A 15,599-nucleotide genomic window follows, 5' to 3' on the forward strand; every position below is an offset into this window, starting at 1 on the left:
AAAAAGAAAACGTCTACTAACTACTGCATTGGCCGCCGCTAATCAGGTCAAACCCGCAGAGCGTTTTAACAAACATCTGCAGACCGGGATTGCAACTTTCATTCAATAAGATAGCCTTTTAGCCAATTAATAATCTTCTGCCAAAATAAGACAGTTGATACAAGATAAGACTGTCAAACCCTATTATTTTATAATTCATTTTCAATGGCATTTTTAGATCACGTGTTGCAAACACCGGCTTATGGCTGGAAGGATGACGAAGGTAAGTTGGTAAAACCAAGCGTTGGTGAAATCTTTAAAGAGTTTTTCGCACGGCTTAATGTTTTTAAAACAAGAAAAAACTGGCTGCCATTTTTTAGCTGGCTTAAAGTTTTATGCTTGATGCCGTTCTTCTTTCTGTTCGTCTTTAAATATTTTAGCCTGTCCTTATTCGTGGCAGCTTTTATTTACAGCATGATCATTATGGGGACGCACGGGACAATCTGGCATCATCGGTATTGTACGCATGGTGCCTATAAATTTCGAAATAAGTTCTGGCGCTTTTTTACTCAGAATCTGACAATCAATGTGATTCCGGAAGAAATTTACGTGGTGTCGCATCATGTTCATCATGCCAAATCCGATCAGCCGGGTGATCCTTACAACGCAGAAGCAGGATTTTTCTATTGTTTCCTGGCAGACGTAAATCATCAGCCTATCGCGAAAGACCTTTCGGAAGCAGACTATAATCGGGTGAAATTGCTTATGAGCCACACAGGTGTCAAGGCAAATACTTATGAACAATATCAAAAATGGGGCTCTTATGTAAACCCGTGGCGCGCAACGATGGCCTGGGTTTTAAACTGGTCATTTTGGTACACAGCTTTTTATCTTCTCGGTGGTCATGGTCTTGCATGTACCTTATTTGGCGCAGCCGGATTTTGGGCCGTGGGTGTCAGAACTTTCAATTACGAGGGGCATGCAAAAGGCGAGCATAAGCAACAGGAAGGAACTGATTTTAGTCAAAAAGATAAATCCATTAATCAGTTGTGGCCTGGTTTTGTCGCTGGTGAATGGCATAATAATCACCATTTATTTCCTAAAAGCGCGAGAAGCGGATTTAAGGCGCACCAGGTGGATATGGCTTTTTATTACATCAAACTAATGAATATGCTCGGTGCTGTTAGCTCCTATACAGATTCAAAAAAGCAGTTTATGAAGCAGTATCATTTGCCTTATCTGGAAAATAAGAATGCACACAAGAAGGTTCTGGTGGAAGATTGATTACTAAGTACTCTGGAACGGTCAGCCTGTTTTTGACAGACCGACCGTTTTTTTATTCGCTCTGCAATGATTTGACAGGATTCATCAAAGCGGCTTTAATACTCTGGAAGCTCACGGTGAACATCGCGACAAAAATTGCAATGGCGCCGGATAGTGCGAAAATTTCCCAGGTAAGGTCAATGTGATAAACGAAACTTGTAAGCCATTTATCGACGGCATACCAGGCAATTGGCGTGGCGATAATAATTGCAATGATGATAAGTTTTACAAAATCCCTGGACAGCAACGAGATTACGCTGCCAACATTTGCTCCCATTACTTTTCTGATACCAATTTCCTTGGTCCGCTGCTCCGCAGTAAAAGCAGCCAGCCCCAGTAATCCCAGACATGAAATCACGATGGCAAGGATACCGAAATATTTGATCAAAGTATTGACAATCATTTCTGAACGATACATTTTTTCGTAGTCTTCATCCAGAAAATGATAGTTGAACGGGTAATTTGGATTGAAATTTTTCGCTACTTTTTCAACATGACTCACTGCTTCCGATGTTTTGCCGGCCTTGGCTTTGATCATCATATATTCAGTATTCAAGCCTTTATAATTCACAAAAATCAAAGGCTGAATAGCGGAGTGGAAAGTGTTAAGATGGAAGTCTTTCATAACGCCAACGATTGTGCCTTTTCCCATCCAGAATTTTACCTGCTGCCCGACTGGATTTTTCATCTTCATCATTTTGGCCGCCGCTTCGTTGATGATATAATTGGAAGTATCTGCGGCAAAGTCCTTGGAAAAGTCCCGCCCTTCCACCATCTGGATGTTCATTGTTTTGGCAAAGTCATACCCTACGAAAGTTGCATTTACCGAATTATCAAGCTCCTTGTCTCGGCCGCCCCAGTCCAGATCGCCCGAGCTGCTCTGAATATTTGTCGGAATCGCACCTGTGGTTGTAGCTGCTCCTATAAATGGTGAGTTCATTATTTCCTGACGAAAAGCTTCCAGTTTATTTTGCAGCTCACCTTCCAGAGAGATGTACATTACGTTTTCCCGGTCGAGTCCCAATTTTTTCGTTTGGATATAATTCATTTGTCGACTGATCACCAGCATGCCTGTGATCAGGAATACGGAAAGAGAGAATTGAAAAACGACCAGGCCTTTTCGCAAAAAACCACCTGATCTGGTGAAAGTTAACCTGCCTTTCAGGATGCGTATAGGTTGTAAACTTGAAAGGTAAAGTGCGGGATAACTACCGGCGACAAGTCCTGTGATGAGAATTAATCCCATAACCGAAAGCCATAACACCGGATCTGAAACAGACAGGGTTATCTGTTTTTGCACGACTTCGTTAAATGCCGGAAGTAGCAAGAGAACAAAAAGCGTGGCCAGAACTGCCGAAAGGATACTGACAATCAATGACTCGCCCATAAATTGCATAACAAGAAACTTCCTTTCAGCGCCGACAACTTTCCTGACCCCAACTTCTTTCGCCCGTTTTACGGAACGCGCCGTGGCCAGGTTCATGAAGTTGACACAGGCGATCAGCAGAATAAAAATTGCTACAATGGAGAATACACGCACATACTCAATCCTACCACCGACCGGTTTCAGATTCTCATATTCAGAATAAAGATAAACGTCTTTCAGACTCTGAAGTATCGGGTAACTAACAAATTCCGGAGGAGAATTCTTTTTTATGATTTGCTGTATGACCTTTTCAGCGTGCGCCGCATCGGCTTTATCTGATAATCTGGCGTAGGTTTTAAAACTATAATTGCCCCAGGTTTTCATCCAGTCCTGTTCCTGAACTTTAAAATTCACGATCCAGTCGAACCTTACCGATGCGTTTTGTGGAATATCTTCAAAAACGGCACTGACAGTAAAATTCGACGCATTATCGAGCTGAATTATTTTACCGACGGCGCCTGTGTCGCCAAAATATTTTTCAGCCAGCTTTTGTGAGATGGCGATGGAAGTAGGCGCATTGATGGCGGATTCAGCTTTACCTTCTAAAAATGGCGTTTGGAAAACTTTAAAAAAATCCGATGTAGCATAAATTCCATTTTCCTTTGTCGATTTCTCACCAACTTTTACAAGTAAATCGCGGTTCCAGGTAATTTTTGTTATTGCCGCTAAGTCCGCTGATTCTTTTTGAATAGCCTCCGACCAAGGTCCCGGCGTTGCTTCACCTACGTTTTTTTGTCCCTTCCAGTCCGACGCGGGGCGTACGATATAGATTCTTTCAAGATCAGGATAAAAACGGTTAAATGACAGTTCATCTTTAACCCAAAGCCAGATTAGCAAACTGCAAGACATTCCAAGCGCAAGGCCGAATATATTGATGAATGAAAAAAGCTTACTTTTTAGCAAACTTCTGATCGCAATTTTGAAGTAGTTTTGGAACATAGAGCGATGTTATTTAAACCAAGGTTACAGAATTAACATGTGTTTAAAAAATTTATACCATCGATGATTTTTTTATTTAACTACCTGATAATGAAAATATAAAATTTTATTATAACTGTCATGTTGTTCGAATTTGAACACTTTACTAGCAGAAACGGACGCCTTCAAAAGTTGATACTAATAATAACTGTTGAAATAATTTGTACGAAGGTTTTGATAATTCTTCATACAAATTATTTCAGCACTAATTTATTTTAAGCCATCCCGTTATGCTCATTCTTGAGGCGTTTGTCATTAACACTTCATGTTCCAATTCACTACTTTTGAAAAAGACACTTTTCCCGTTGGTGGGGGCAATATTCTGTTCGCGTCCGGCCTGATGAATGCGCAATTCGCCACCATCTTTTTGTTCCCACTCAGCATTGAGGTACATAATCATGGAATATTGACGACTTCCGTTGTTTCGGAACTGATCCAGATGTTTTTTGTAAAAACTACCCTTTTCATAGAGGGTATAATGAAATTCATATCCGGTTATTCCAGTATAACAAGAGCTGTTCAAATGACTTACAAACTGGTCCATCAGATCAAAAAACTCGTTTTCATAAGGGTCGTTGTGCGTCCGGTCCAGCCAGTAAATTTTGTCTCCTCTGACTGATTTATCCTGCACCACAACTGCCTCGTTGCCAGTGCCAGCATTAAGAAGTTGTTTTTCAATAAATAATCTTTTGAGATTTTCCTTTAAATGCGATGCCAGAGCTTCGCTTAAAAAGTTTTCTGCGATGCCCACCTTATTGTCTATGAAACTGTCGATGAGGGAATTAAAGGCTTTTAGCAAGAAGCTGAGTTAAGCACGCCGGCAGATCGCCGTGGCTTGTGAAGGTAACTGTAAATGAGCACTTAATAAGTTTTATTTTCAACTATCGGGTATATCAGGGACGAAATAAGTCGGATATTTTAACTATACCTTCCTAACAAAACGAGGTTTCTGTATTACTGTAAACAAGAATCAATTACCTTCGCTAAGTTAAATTAACAAGATATCATGACATCAGCAGAAACAGACCGCGTAGTGGAAATGGCCTGGGAAGACCGTACACCATTTGAAGCGATAGAAGCCCAGTTTGGATTATCGGAGGGTGACGTCATTAAATTGATGCGCGAACAATTAAAACGAAGTAGTTTCATTATGTGGCGCAAACGGGTGAACAGTGGCGTTAGCCAGAAACACTTGTTAAAACGCACGGCTGGTATCAACCGGTTCAAATCAGCATTGCAACGCGTCATAACACACAATAATATCAGCAAACGTTAATTCTGATCCGTTTCCTTCTTGATTTTTTCCTCTGCCAATGCAATATCTTCGCTGTCAGCTTGTGGTTCTTCCTGGTGCAGATCAGCATTGGCTTCGTATTGAAGCTCAATAAAAATTGGAAAATGGTCTGAGTTGAAGTTTTCCAGTCTCATGATCCGGATTAACTTGAAATCAGTCGAGCAAAAAAGGTGATCCAGGGGAAATCTCAAAAATGGGTATTTGGCGTGAAAGGTATTGAAAAATCCGCGTCCGATCCTTGGGTCAAGCAGTCCGCTGACTTTGGTAAATAGTTCCGTAGTGTAGGACCACGCGACGTCATTCAAATCGCCGACAACGATAGTTGGGAATGCAGTTTCCTTCACCTCTTTGGCAACCAGCAACAATTCTTTATCCCGTTCTGTTGAATACATATTTTCACCCGGTACTGGCGGTGTAGGGTGTACGCAATACAAGCGAACAAGCTGTCCTGATGGTAATTTTACTTTTGCTTTAATGGATGGGATTTCTTCATCCACGAGATATCTTACCTCAGAATCAATCAGTTCAAATTTTGAATACAACAGCATTCCATAAGTATTCTCTAAAGGGACGAGAACCTGATGCGGATATTTTTCTTTAAGTTCTTCGGTACCTTTGTACCAGAATTCATCAGTTTCTAGCAACAGGATGATATCAGGATCATGCCTGTGGAGCATCTTAAGGCATCCGGATGTATTTTTATTATCCTGAAAAACGTTTGAAGAAATGATGCTCAACTTGTTATTTTCGTCCGCCATAGCTGCTTTCATAAGTACTTTTTTAGCAAATAAGGTGAACCTGTATATCTGAAATATCAGGTAACCGGTGTTGACAAATAAGGCGGCAAGGAAAATATATTGAAAGGTAGTTTTAACAGCAAACAGAGAAATGTAAACGATCAGAACTGCCAGATTCAGAAATAATTTCTGCAAGCGGGGATACTCAAATACCCGAAAGGCCCAGTAGTCATTTTTTATTAGGGGTATTATCGAAAAGAGAATGATCAGACCTCCAAATATTTCAAGGAATAGTTTAAGCGATTGCATTATTTTAAAGCATTTGTTCGTAATGATGACGTGCGAATATCGAATAAATTCAGCCCTGAAAAAAAATAATTCTTTTTAAAGGGCTGAATGCGGTTGCGTTTTCTTAAAAAACGACGATTTATTTAACCAGCAATGGTTTTAAGATTTCTATTTCTCCTTCCAGCTCATCAATCAGTTCAGTGATATATTTTTTATCGAAAGATTCTGTAAGTTCAAGATTTCCAGCAATTTTGGTAACGTTTGATAAAAATGCTGAGGATGCAGCACCTTTAAGTTTATGCCCGATTGCTTTAATTTTGCTTAAATCTCCTGATTTTACTCCGGCATTTAATTCAACCAGACTTTTCAATAAACTATCTCGTGTCAATACGAGAAATTCAGCAATAAAGTCTTCATCGTCCATGTAAACTTCTTTTAGCTTATCGATGTCGAAATGTTCATTTTGATACCGACCGAAATCTGCTTTTTCTTCCACAGGTTCCCTTTTGCTACTCAATCCTGTGTATTTTTGGAAAACTTGCCAGATAGCATCTTCAACGAAAGGTTTGGAAATGAAATCGTCCATACCCACTTCTAAACACTTATCCCGTTCGCCTTTTACATTACCGGCGGTAAGCGCGATAATGGGGATTTGCCTGCTCGTAGCCAGTTCCCTGATAGCCAGGGTCGCCTCATATCCGTTCATTTCAGGCATTTGAACATCCATGAAAATAAGATCAGGCAACTGCCTTTTGCAAAGCTCAACAGCCTTTAAACCGTTTTCAGCTTCCAGGATCTGCGAGTTGGGACTTATTTTTTCAATAATCGTTTTCGCCAGAAACATGTTCACTGGGTTATCTTCTGCGATAATAATCCGAAAATTCGCATTGCTGATCTCGTTTTGAATTTCGCTATAACCTATCTCCTCTGCCTTTTCCTTTTGAGACAAACGGCTTAAAGAAAGAAATATATCATGAAGTTTTATTGGCTTGATGAGGCGGTAATTGATATTCAGTTCTTCGCAACCTTTGAGAACCGTCGCGTCGTCCGCAGAGCTGTTGAGCAAAACGATGGGAAGCTCTTCTGCATCCATAAAAAATGTTTCCCGGATTTGCCTAATCGTTTCCAGCCCATCCTGATATGGCATATGATAATCCATCAACACTGCATCAAAAGTCTCACCTTTTGCCAGAATATTTAAAGCATCGAAACCATTGCTTGCCTGGTCCGACTCAATTTTTAAAAGCCGCAGCATTTCAGCCAAAATGACACGATTGTTGTCGTTATCATCTACGATTAACACGCGTTTGATCGAGTCCAGATTTTCCCACTCAATCGCTTCGCCAGGTTCAGAACGCATGGCAAGATCAAAAAAGAAAGTACTGCCGACACCAGGAATGCTTTTTAACTGAAGGCGGCTACCCATCATGCCCAACAGCTTATTTGAGATGGTCAGGCCAAGGCCCGTCCCACCATATTTTTTTGTCGTAGAACCGTCTTCCTGTAAAAAAGCTTCGAAGATTTTGTTCTGTTTATCTTCCCGGATTCCAATTCCGGTATCCCGAACAGAAAACCGGCACATAATGTGTTCGCTTTCGACTGGTTTGTATTTTAGTATTTCAATTTTCAGTTCAATTTCTCCGTTTTCCGTAAACTTTGCGGCGTTACTCAAAAGATTAATTAAGACCTGTTTAAGCCTTATTTCATCAACCCAGACGAATCTAGGCAGGTCCGACGGAATGTTCAGGAGCATTTCCAGCCCCTTACTCTGAACTGGGAATGAAATAATATCCGCCGATTGCGATACGATCTCATATATATCGCACTTGTCAACGTCCAGTTCTAACTTCCCAGCTTCGATTTTTGAGAAATCAAGAATATCGTTGATAATGCTCAACAACGCATTGGCAGATTGGTTGACTATACCTAAATATTGTTTTTGTGTATCGGTCATTTTGGTTTTTAAAACCAGGTCGGTAAACCCGATTACTCCATTCAGCGGAGTTCTGATCTCATGGCTCATGTTCGCCAGGAATTCGGATTTAGCGATACTGGCCTGTTCAGACTGAATTTTTGCCTGCTTTAACTCGTCTCTCTGTATTGCCATTTCGGTAATGTCCTGGGTAAAGATCATAATACCGCCGACGGAACCATCAAACTGGTACCACGGCCTTACTTCCCATTTTAAATACTGATCATTACTCCATCCCGGAGGCCGCCACGTTTCTTCTTCTTTCGTAATAACTGCCCCATTTAAACTTCGCTGGTGTATTTCTTTCCAGCTTTCGTCAATACCTGGAAAAACTTCATAATGTGACTTTCCGATAATATCCTGGCCAACCAGGCGATACTCTTCCAGCCAGCGATGGCTGATTGCAAGATATTTTATGTCTTTGTCAAACATCGCCACGGCTGCCGGCGCATGTTCAACGAAAGCAAGTAGTCGTGCTCTCTGCGTAAATAATTCCTCCTCTGCTTTTTTCTGGGCGGATAGGTCACTGGCAACGCCCAGATATCCAATAATCGCGTTGTGAACATCGCGGATTGTTGTAACGACAAGAGAAACAGGGAAAAGTGTCCCATCTTTTTTTCTGTAAGTCCATTCGCTGATTTCGGATCCTTCTCTTTCAGCCTTATATACCAATGATCTTAATCCGTCAACAGTGGTCCGGTATTTTCGCGACAGTTCCTGTGATCGCAGTAAAATTTCGTCTTCTAAATGAATTTTGGCAGAGGTCGACTTTCCAACCATTTCCTCAGCCGTGTATCCAAGCAATTTTTCAGCTCCTTTATTAAAAACAGTTATAATTCCGCTAACATCAGTTGCAATCACACTGACTTCCGAAGCAGCGTTTAAAACATCATCCAGAAGTTTTTTAGAGTTTCGAAATTCCAGTTCTGCCCGTTTCTTTGCGTCTATATCCTGAAATGTTCCGTAGAGTCTTTTACAAACTCCGTTTTCCATTTCTGAGTTACCAATTGCCCGCACCCACAGGTCTTCACCTTTTGCTGTGGTAAGTTCGAGTTCAAGATCAAATCCGATTCCTTCTTTCAAAGCCAGATTAATCGCTATTTCTAGTTTTTTCCTGCTCTCAACATTGTAAAAATTTATTGCCACATCAAGATTGGGCTCGTAACCAGGAGGCACCTGATGAATTTCTTTTGTAACCTCCGACCAGTTTATCTTTCCGTTGGCAAGGTCAATTTCCCAGCCACCCACGCGCGCTGTTCGATTTGTCTGCAGCAACATTTCCTGCGTTTTTTGCAAATTTTTAGCCATTTGATGGCTATTCGTAATATCAATGGAATTGCCAACCACATAGGAAATTCCGTCCAGCGACTTGACCAGCACATTGTGATAGCTCCAAATTCTCAAGCTGCCGTTTTTGTGTACGGTGGTCATCAAACCGTTGGCTTTGCCAGTCGTGTAAATCTCATTCAAATATCCCTGTAAAATAAGGTGATGTTTTGATGGAACGAGGTCAAAGAGGCTGATATTTAACACTTCTTCCGTGGTATACCCCAGCAACTCCGCACCGGCTGAATTGACGGTCAGGAAATTTCCGTTTAAGTCGTGCGTACACATCAGCCCCTGGGAGTTTTCAAAAAAGGACCTGAAATTCTCTTCGCTGACTTTTAATTTATCTTCCCTGTTTTTTTCCTCCGTAATATTTCTGGCGATTGCAAATAGATTCCCGGTATCCGGTTCCGGCGTGGCTGTCCATTGAAGGTAAAGATAGTGTCCATTTTTTGTACGGAAACGGTGAACGAAATTAATGGTTGTTTGTCCCCCTGCGAGCCGGGATATTTCCTGGTATGTTTTTTCTAAATCTTCAGGATGGATGAACTCAAAAAATGTTGTTTTTAATAGAAATTTTTCATCCCAACCCAATAACTCTTCAAATGCAGGATTGATTTTTCTGAAATATCCATCGGATCCGGCAATACAAACCAGATCATTTGACATTTGGAAAAGCTTCTCAAAATACCTGAGCTCCATTCTCATTCTTTGGTCGATGATCAGCGCTGTGGCCTGCTCAGCAAGTAATTTCAATGCATTTTTTTGCTGTTCTGTGAGCTGTCTTTTTTTTCTATCAATCACGCAAAGGGTTCCCAACGAGTATCCTCCGGGATCTACAAGAGGAAATCCGGCATAGAACCGGATGTTTGGTGTTCCTGTTACGAGTTCGTTTGTTTTGAAACGTTCGTCCCGCGTTGCGTCTTCTACTTCGAAGAGTTCATCGCCCATGATCGCGTACTGGCAAAAAGCAAGATCTCTTGCTGTTTCCCGGATATCCAGACCTTTTCTGGATTTGAACCATTGCCGTTTCTCGTCAACAAAAGAAACGAGTGAGATAGGAGTTTCGCAGATGATGGAGGCTAGTTCCGTTAATCTGTCGAATTCCTGCTCGGTTTGGGTATCCAGAATCTGATAGTTTTGGAGGGCCCTAAGTCGTTCGTTTTCGTTGTCAGGGATGGGAGGAAATTTCATTTTTTGTTGAGTATGTGACGTTCCAATTTCTTCTAAATCTCATGATTTTTTTTGGATTATTAAAGAATAGAAGTTAAAAGGTATTTATCCGGGAAAATAATGCAGTTTGGTGCGAAATAAAACATAATTTCAATCTGGTTCCTGTAATAGATGAAAGAAGTTATTACGAAATATATCTATGGAACTTTTAAAATCAGTAATCACCCAACTTGTCTATTTTCGTATTGATGTGATAGCCAAAAATAACTCAGAATAGATCGTGATCATGTCTTATCCGGATATCGTTTAAGTCGACTGATAAACGTTTTTTGTTCAACAAAAAAAATGTAACTATGTAGATAATCCTGACCACGAAAGGAAATGTCTCAATGTATGAATTATACCTCTCAATTTTATATTCAAAACTATGATCACTGCCTGTCTTGAAAGCGTAAAAAAGCAATTTCAGTATTATAGATTGCTTGGCGAGAAGACTCTTCAACAGCTATCCGACGAAGAGCTTTTCTGGACATTCAATGAGGAAAGCAATAGTATAGCAGCCATAATCAAACATTTGCATGGAAATATGTTGTCGAGGTGGACAGAATTTTTAACATCGGATGGCGAAAAAGACTGGCGTGACCGGGACTCAGAATTCAGCAATGATTTAACAGACAGGCAAGAAATTCTTGATAAATGGAGTCAAGGCTGGCAGTGTTTATTTGACGCTCTGGATTCTCTTAGTGAAGAGAATATTGACACTGTAATCTACATAAGAAATCAGGGGCATACGATTACAGAGGCCATAAACCGTCAACTTTCGCATTACCCTTATCATGTCGGCCAGATTGTTTTTATCGGCAAAATGTTGAAGGATCACCAATGGGAGTCGCTGTCAATTCCTCGTGGAGAATCCGGGCGATACAATGCGGAGAAATTCTCCGAACCCAAAATGAAAGGGCATTATACAGATGAGTATACCGGTAAAGCACTTTAAACATCCGGTTTGGTCACTGCCGAACACGCGAATATGACCATACATCGTAGAAGTTCATATCGATAAATGTTTAGTATTAATTAACATTTAGATAATACACATTAAAATTTCTCATCCTATTTTTACGTCGTAAATCTATTTAATTTGTTAAAATGTTAAATTTTAATTAACTTTTGTTTGGTTGTGCATCCTGTTTGAAGTATTTTTATTGCAACTGTTCGGTGGAAGTAATCGTTGAGCTAAGATGTAATGTTTAGTGTTACTTTACAAATTACTTAAATGTTTGCGTTTTTAAATATTGCGGATTCACCACGAATTGAGGATTGTTAAGTATTAATTCACCAATTAAAATAATATAAAATGTCGATTGAACTTGTTGTGTTTGATATGGCGGGAACCACCGTTAAAGATAAAAATGCTGTGGGCCTGGCGTTTCAAAATGCGATGGATGCGTTTGGTTATGCCATTGCGATTGAAAATATCAATCCGATCATGGGTTATGAAAAGCCAGTTGCGATAAGAATGATGCTTGATAAGCATGAAACGGATAAAAGCAAAATCTCTGATCAGCTGATCAAAAAAATTCATGCTGAATTTGTGACCAGCATGATCCATTTTTATGAAACTTCAAATGATATCGTTCCTCTACCTGATGTTGAGGAAACGTTCAGAGTTCTGCGCGAGTCGGGAATAAAAGTTGCGCTGGATACCGGATTTTCAAAAAACATCGCCGACGTGATCATCCGCCGTCTTGGATGGGAAGATAAAATTGATCTGATGGTCGCCAGTGATGAGGTTGAAAATGGCCGTCCTTTTCCGGATATGATCGAAAAAATTAAAGCAGAGCTTGGTATTGTTTCCTCAGAAGTTGTAGCAAAAGTCGGTGACACCGAAGTTGATATAAATGAAGGAATTAATAGCGGCTGCAAATATGTGATCGGGATAACGACCGGTGCGTTTACGAGGGAAGAACTTATGCCCTACAAGCCCACACATATTATCGACAATATTTGGGAGGTAATCGCGATTATTTCTGCGGATGTCAAAACTTTGATTGAAAAAGAAAGCTAGTAAAAATAAATACTATTAAGCATGAGCAAATCAGCAATAGTGATCGGTGCAGGGATAGTAGGGTTGGCGAGTGCGCGCGCATTAGGCGCCAGGGGATATCAGGTGACGGTTATCGAAAGGTCCAGTAAAGCAGTTGGGGCATCAATAAGAAATTTCGGCATGGTATGGCCGATCGGGCAGCCGGAAGGAAAACTTTATGAAAGAGCACTGAAAGCGAAAAGTATATGGAAGGAAGTTCTGACTGGCGGAAAGTTATGGTTTCACGAGGGGGGCAGTTTACACATGGCTTATCATCAGGACGAGCTGGAAGTTATTCAGCAGATCGTTGAAGTTAGTGAAGCAAGACCCGTAAGCGTTCTTACACCCGAAGCAACCCTTTCAAAATCACCTGCGGTTAATCAAAATGGACTGTTGGGTTCTCTGTTTTGTAAAGACGAAATGATCGTTGACCCCAGGGAAGCGATTGCAGGAATTCCAGCCTATCTGACTGAAAAATATGGGGTGAAATTTATCTGGGATACGGCCATTTCGGAAGTTAGTCATCCTACTGTGAGCTCTGGTAAAAACCAGTGGTCAGCGGATGAGATTTTCGTTTGCAGCGGCCAGGATTTTGAAACACTTTATCCGGAAGAATTTTTGAATACTGCCATTACCAAATGCAAGTTACAAATGCTTCGTCTGGAATCGCAGCCTGAAAACTGGAAAATTGGTCCGGCGTTATGCGGAGGGTTGTCGCTGATCCATTACGATGGTTTCAAAGCTGCGGCCTCTCTGGACAAGTTAAAAGAAAGATACAAAGCTGAATACGCAGAATATTTGAAATGGGGAATCCATGTTATGGCCTCACAGAACGGCCTTGGGGAAATAACGGTCGGAGATTCGCATGAATATGCGCTGACTTTTGACCCTTTCGACAGAGAATTTATCAACACAATGATTCTGGATTATCTGGCCACTTTTGCGGAATTTAAATCTTCCAAAGTTTTTCAGACCTGGCACGGCATATACCCGAAGATGACTAACGGAAATACGGAAATCGTTTTACGTCCAGGCGAAGGCGTGACAATCATCAACGGACTTGGAGGAGCAGGTATGACGTTGTCTTTCGGTCTGTGTGACGAGGTAATTGGAGGGACTTATTGATATTTTATCTTTAAGAAACATATCCTTGATGTTTCTTCCGAGAAATATCAAGGGTATTTTAAGTAGCAAAAACCTGAAAGTAAATCAGGCGTCGTATAATGCTTGTCGTTCAAATTTAGAAATCAATAAAATTGATAAGTCATAAGTTGCCGCCAACTGATGAATTTGAGTCGCATGTCTCTGAGGAAAAATGCAATGATTACCAAGAGCAAACCATATACAAGATGACTTTTAATTCCAAAACCCTTAATTTTCTTTTATTAATTGCCCTGTTCGCATCTTGTAAAAAGGATGGCGAAAAGTCTCCTTCGGGTATTGAGCACGTCATTGTCATTGGCATTGACGGGCTCAGTCCGGATGGAATTCAAAAGGCAAAAACGCCTGTGATCCATGATATGATTGCTAACGGCAGCGTAAAATGGAATGTGCGGACGGTTCTGACTTCCAGCAGCAGTCAGAACTGGGCTTCCATGATCATGGGGGCAGGACCGGAGCAACATGGTATAATCAGCAATGATTGGGAAATGGACGACCACACTTTGCCGCCCATCGTTCAGGAAGCTGATGGCCGTTTTCCAACAATTTTCAGCGTTCTTCACAAAGCGAAACCGGAAACAGAAATTGGGACGGTTTATCACTGGGATGGATTTGGCAGATTGTTTCAGAAAAATTCACTCAATTACGATAAAAACTTTTCTACAGAGGATTCAACAGCGACGGATTTTATCCGGTATATCAAAGAAAAAAAGCCGACACTTGGATTTGTACATTTTGATCATGTGGATCATGCCGGGCATCATGGCGGTCATGGCTCCCAGGAATATTATCAATCCGTGACAAAAGCTGACTCGTTGGTCGGACAGATTTTGAAAGGTATCAAAGACGCAGGAATTGAAGAAAATACTTTGGTCATTATCTGGGCGGATCATGGTGGAATAGGGTATGGCCATGGTGGCGCAACCCCGCAGGAAGCAGAGATTGCCGGAATATTTTATGGTAAGAATGTGAAAAAAGGTTATAAAATTGAACAGCAGGTTTATACCTATGATCTGGCGGCAACGATTGCATTTGCGCTGGATATCACGCCACCGTATGCCTGGACGGGCCGCCCAGTAAAATCTGCATTTGACGGATTTTCGGAACCTGAAAATTTATGGCTGGGAGAAAAAATGGTAAGTCAGCCCGTTATTTATCCTGAAAGAAAACTATATCAGCAGGCTGGTGGCCTGTTTACGACAGAAACAGCAACGGTTAAAATCGATGCAAAAGCGGAAAAAGGAATAACAAGATATACAACTGACGGCAAGGACCCGGATCAATCTTCACCTGAGTACAAGGCTCCGTTTACAGTCAATAAGTCGACGGTTATAAAAGCGAAATCTTTCGATGAAAAAGGGAATGCGAGTTTGTTGTCAACAGCCTATTTTCGGTTGGTTAAACCGGGTTCGGGAAATGGTCTTACCACCACTTTTTATCAGGGAAAAGAGTTATCAAAACTTCCTGTGTTTGGCACATTAAAAAAAGGATCATCCTGGATAAGCCCTGAGTTTAATATCAACCGCGATCAAATTAACGGGATACTTGAAAAAGGTAATGAGAGTTTTGCCTTGCAGTTTTCAGGTTTTATCCAGATAGACACAACAGGGAAATATACATTTTCCACTCAATCTGATGATGGTAGTAAATTGTTCATTAATGGTAAAGAAGTCGTTGACAACGATGGAAATCATGGGGTGATGGAAGAAACCGGATCAATCGAACTGACAGCCGGAAGACATCCGATTCGTGTGGAATATTATAACAATGGCGGCGGATTCTGGCTTGATGCTTTTTATAAAGGTCCTGGAATTACTAAACAATTGATTCCTGCCGACAAGCTTTTTGTGAAATGA

General features: G+C 40.9%; 10 protein-coding genes. 6 read left to right on the forward strand and 4 right to left on the reverse strand.

The window, feature by feature from the left end:
* Positions 1-204: 204 nt before the first annotated feature.
* Positions 205-1,263 carry a fatty acid desaturase gene (locus tag AC1XUO_RS21275; protein WP_483331791.1) on the forward strand — a complete coding sequence of 353 codons (1,059 nt, stop codon included), beginning with the start codon at positions 205-207 and terminating at the stop codon, positions 1,261-1,263.
* Positions 1,264-1,315: 52 nt separating this feature from the next.
* Here AC1XUO_RS21275 and AC1XUO_RS21280 read toward each other — a convergent pair whose 3' ends face one another.
* The gene (locus tag AC1XUO_RS21280) at positions 1,316-3,667 is read right to left on the reverse strand and encodes an ABC transporter permease (protein ID WP_483331792.1); all 2,352 of its coding nucleotides are present in this window, start codon (positions 3,665-3,667) and stop codon (positions 1,316-1,318) included.
* Positions 3,668-3,911: 244 nt separating this feature from the next.
* The gene (locus AC1XUO_RS21285; protein WP_483331793.1) at positions 3,912-4,505 is read right to left on the reverse strand and encodes a 2OG-Fe(II) oxygenase; all 594 of its coding nucleotides are present in this window, start codon (positions 4,503-4,505) and stop codon (positions 3,912-3,914) included.
* Positions 4,506-4,712: 207 nt separating this feature from the next.
* Here AC1XUO_RS21285 and AC1XUO_RS21290 point away from each other — a divergent pair, with 207 nt between their 5' ends.
* Complete coding sequence (locus tag AC1XUO_RS21290; protein ID WP_483331794.1) at positions 4,713-4,982, forward strand: TIGR03643 family protein; 270 nt, start codon at positions 4,713-4,715, stop codon at positions 4,980-4,982.
* On the opposite strand, the gene AC1XUO_RS21295 is transcribed toward AC1XUO_RS21290, so the two are convergent.
* Both AC1XUO_RS21295 and AC1XUO_RS21300 read right to left on the reverse strand, forming a co-directional pair.
* A complete protein-coding gene (locus tag AC1XUO_RS21295) occupies positions 4,979-6,046 on the reverse strand; it encodes an endonuclease/exonuclease/phosphatase family protein (protein ID WP_483331795.1) in 1,068 nt (355 codons plus the stop codon). The genes AC1XUO_RS21290 and AC1XUO_RS21295 overlap by 4 nt on opposite strands.
* Positions 6,047-6,164: 118 nt before the next feature.
* Positions 6,165-10,517, reverse strand: a complete 4,353-nt coding sequence (locus AC1XUO_RS21300; protein WP_483331796.1) for a PAS domain S-box protein — start codon at positions 10,515-10,517, stop codon at positions 6,165-6,167.
* Between the two features lie 406 nt (positions 10,518-10,923).
* Here AC1XUO_RS21300 and AC1XUO_RS21305 point away from each other — a divergent pair, with 406 nt between their 5' ends.
* The 4 genes from AC1XUO_RS21305 to AC1XUO_RS21320 all read left to right on the forward strand — a co-directional run bounded on the left by AC1XUO_RS21305 (position 10,924) and on the right by AC1XUO_RS21320 (position 15,599).
* Positions 10,924-11,493, forward strand: coding sequence for a DUF1572 family protein (locus AC1XUO_RS21305; protein ID WP_483331797.1), 570 nt, complete (start codon positions 10,924-10,926; stop codon positions 11,491-11,493).
* Positions 11,494-11,853: 360 nt separating this feature from the next.
* On the forward strand, positions 11,854-12,564 hold the full coding sequence (locus AC1XUO_RS21310; RefSeq protein ID WP_483331798.1) for an HAD hydrolase-like protein: 711 nt from the start codon (positions 11,854-11,856) through the stop codon (positions 12,562-12,564).
* Between the two features lie 21 nt (positions 12,565-12,585).
* Complete coding sequence (locus tag AC1XUO_RS21315; protein ID WP_483331799.1) at positions 12,586-13,707, forward strand: TIGR03364 family FAD-dependent oxidoreductase; 1,122 nt, start codon at positions 12,586-12,588, stop codon at positions 13,705-13,707.
* Between the two features lie 224 nt (positions 13,708-13,931).
* Complete coding sequence (locus tag AC1XUO_RS21320; protein WP_483331800.1) at positions 13,932-15,599, forward strand: alkaline phosphatase family protein; 1,668 nt, start codon at positions 13,932-13,934, stop codon at positions 15,597-15,599.

The sequence above is a fragment of the Dyadobacter sp. HNCC25DJ186 genome, assembly GCF_056895235.1.

Coding starts and splice junctions, on each gene's coding strand:
- AC1XUO_RS21275 (WP_483331791.1), top strand. CDS start 205: ATGGCATTTTTAGATCACGTGTTGCAAACACCGGCTTATGGCTGGAAG.
- AC1XUO_RS21280 (WP_483331792.1), bottom strand. CDS start 3,667: ATGTTCCAAAACTACTTCAAAATTGCGATCAGAAGTTTGCTAAAAAGT.
- AC1XUO_RS21290 (WP_483331794.1), top strand. CDS start 4,713: ATGACATCAGCAGAAACAGACCGCGTAGTGGAAATGGCCTGGGAAGAC.
- AC1XUO_RS21295 (WP_483331795.1), bottom strand. CDS start 6,046: ATGCAATCGCTTAAACTATTCCTTGAAATATTTGGAGGTCTGATCATT.
- AC1XUO_RS21300 (WP_483331796.1), bottom strand. CDS start 10,517: ATGAAATTTCCTCCCATCCCTGACAACGAAAACGAACGACTTAGGGCC.
- AC1XUO_RS21305 (WP_483331797.1), top strand. CDS start 10,924: ATGATCACTGCCTGTCTTGAAAGCGTAAAAAAGCAATTTCAGTATTAT.
- AC1XUO_RS21310 (WP_483331798.1), top strand. CDS start 11,854: ATGTCGATTGAACTTGTTGTGTTTGATATGGCGGGAACCACCGTTAAA.
- AC1XUO_RS21315 (WP_483331799.1), top strand. CDS start 12,586: ATGAGCAAATCAGCAATAGTGATCGGTGCAGGGATAGTAGGGTTGGCG.
- AC1XUO_RS21320 (WP_483331800.1), top strand. CDS start 13,932: ATGACTTTTAATTCCAAAACCCTTAATTTTCTTTTATTAATTGCCCTG.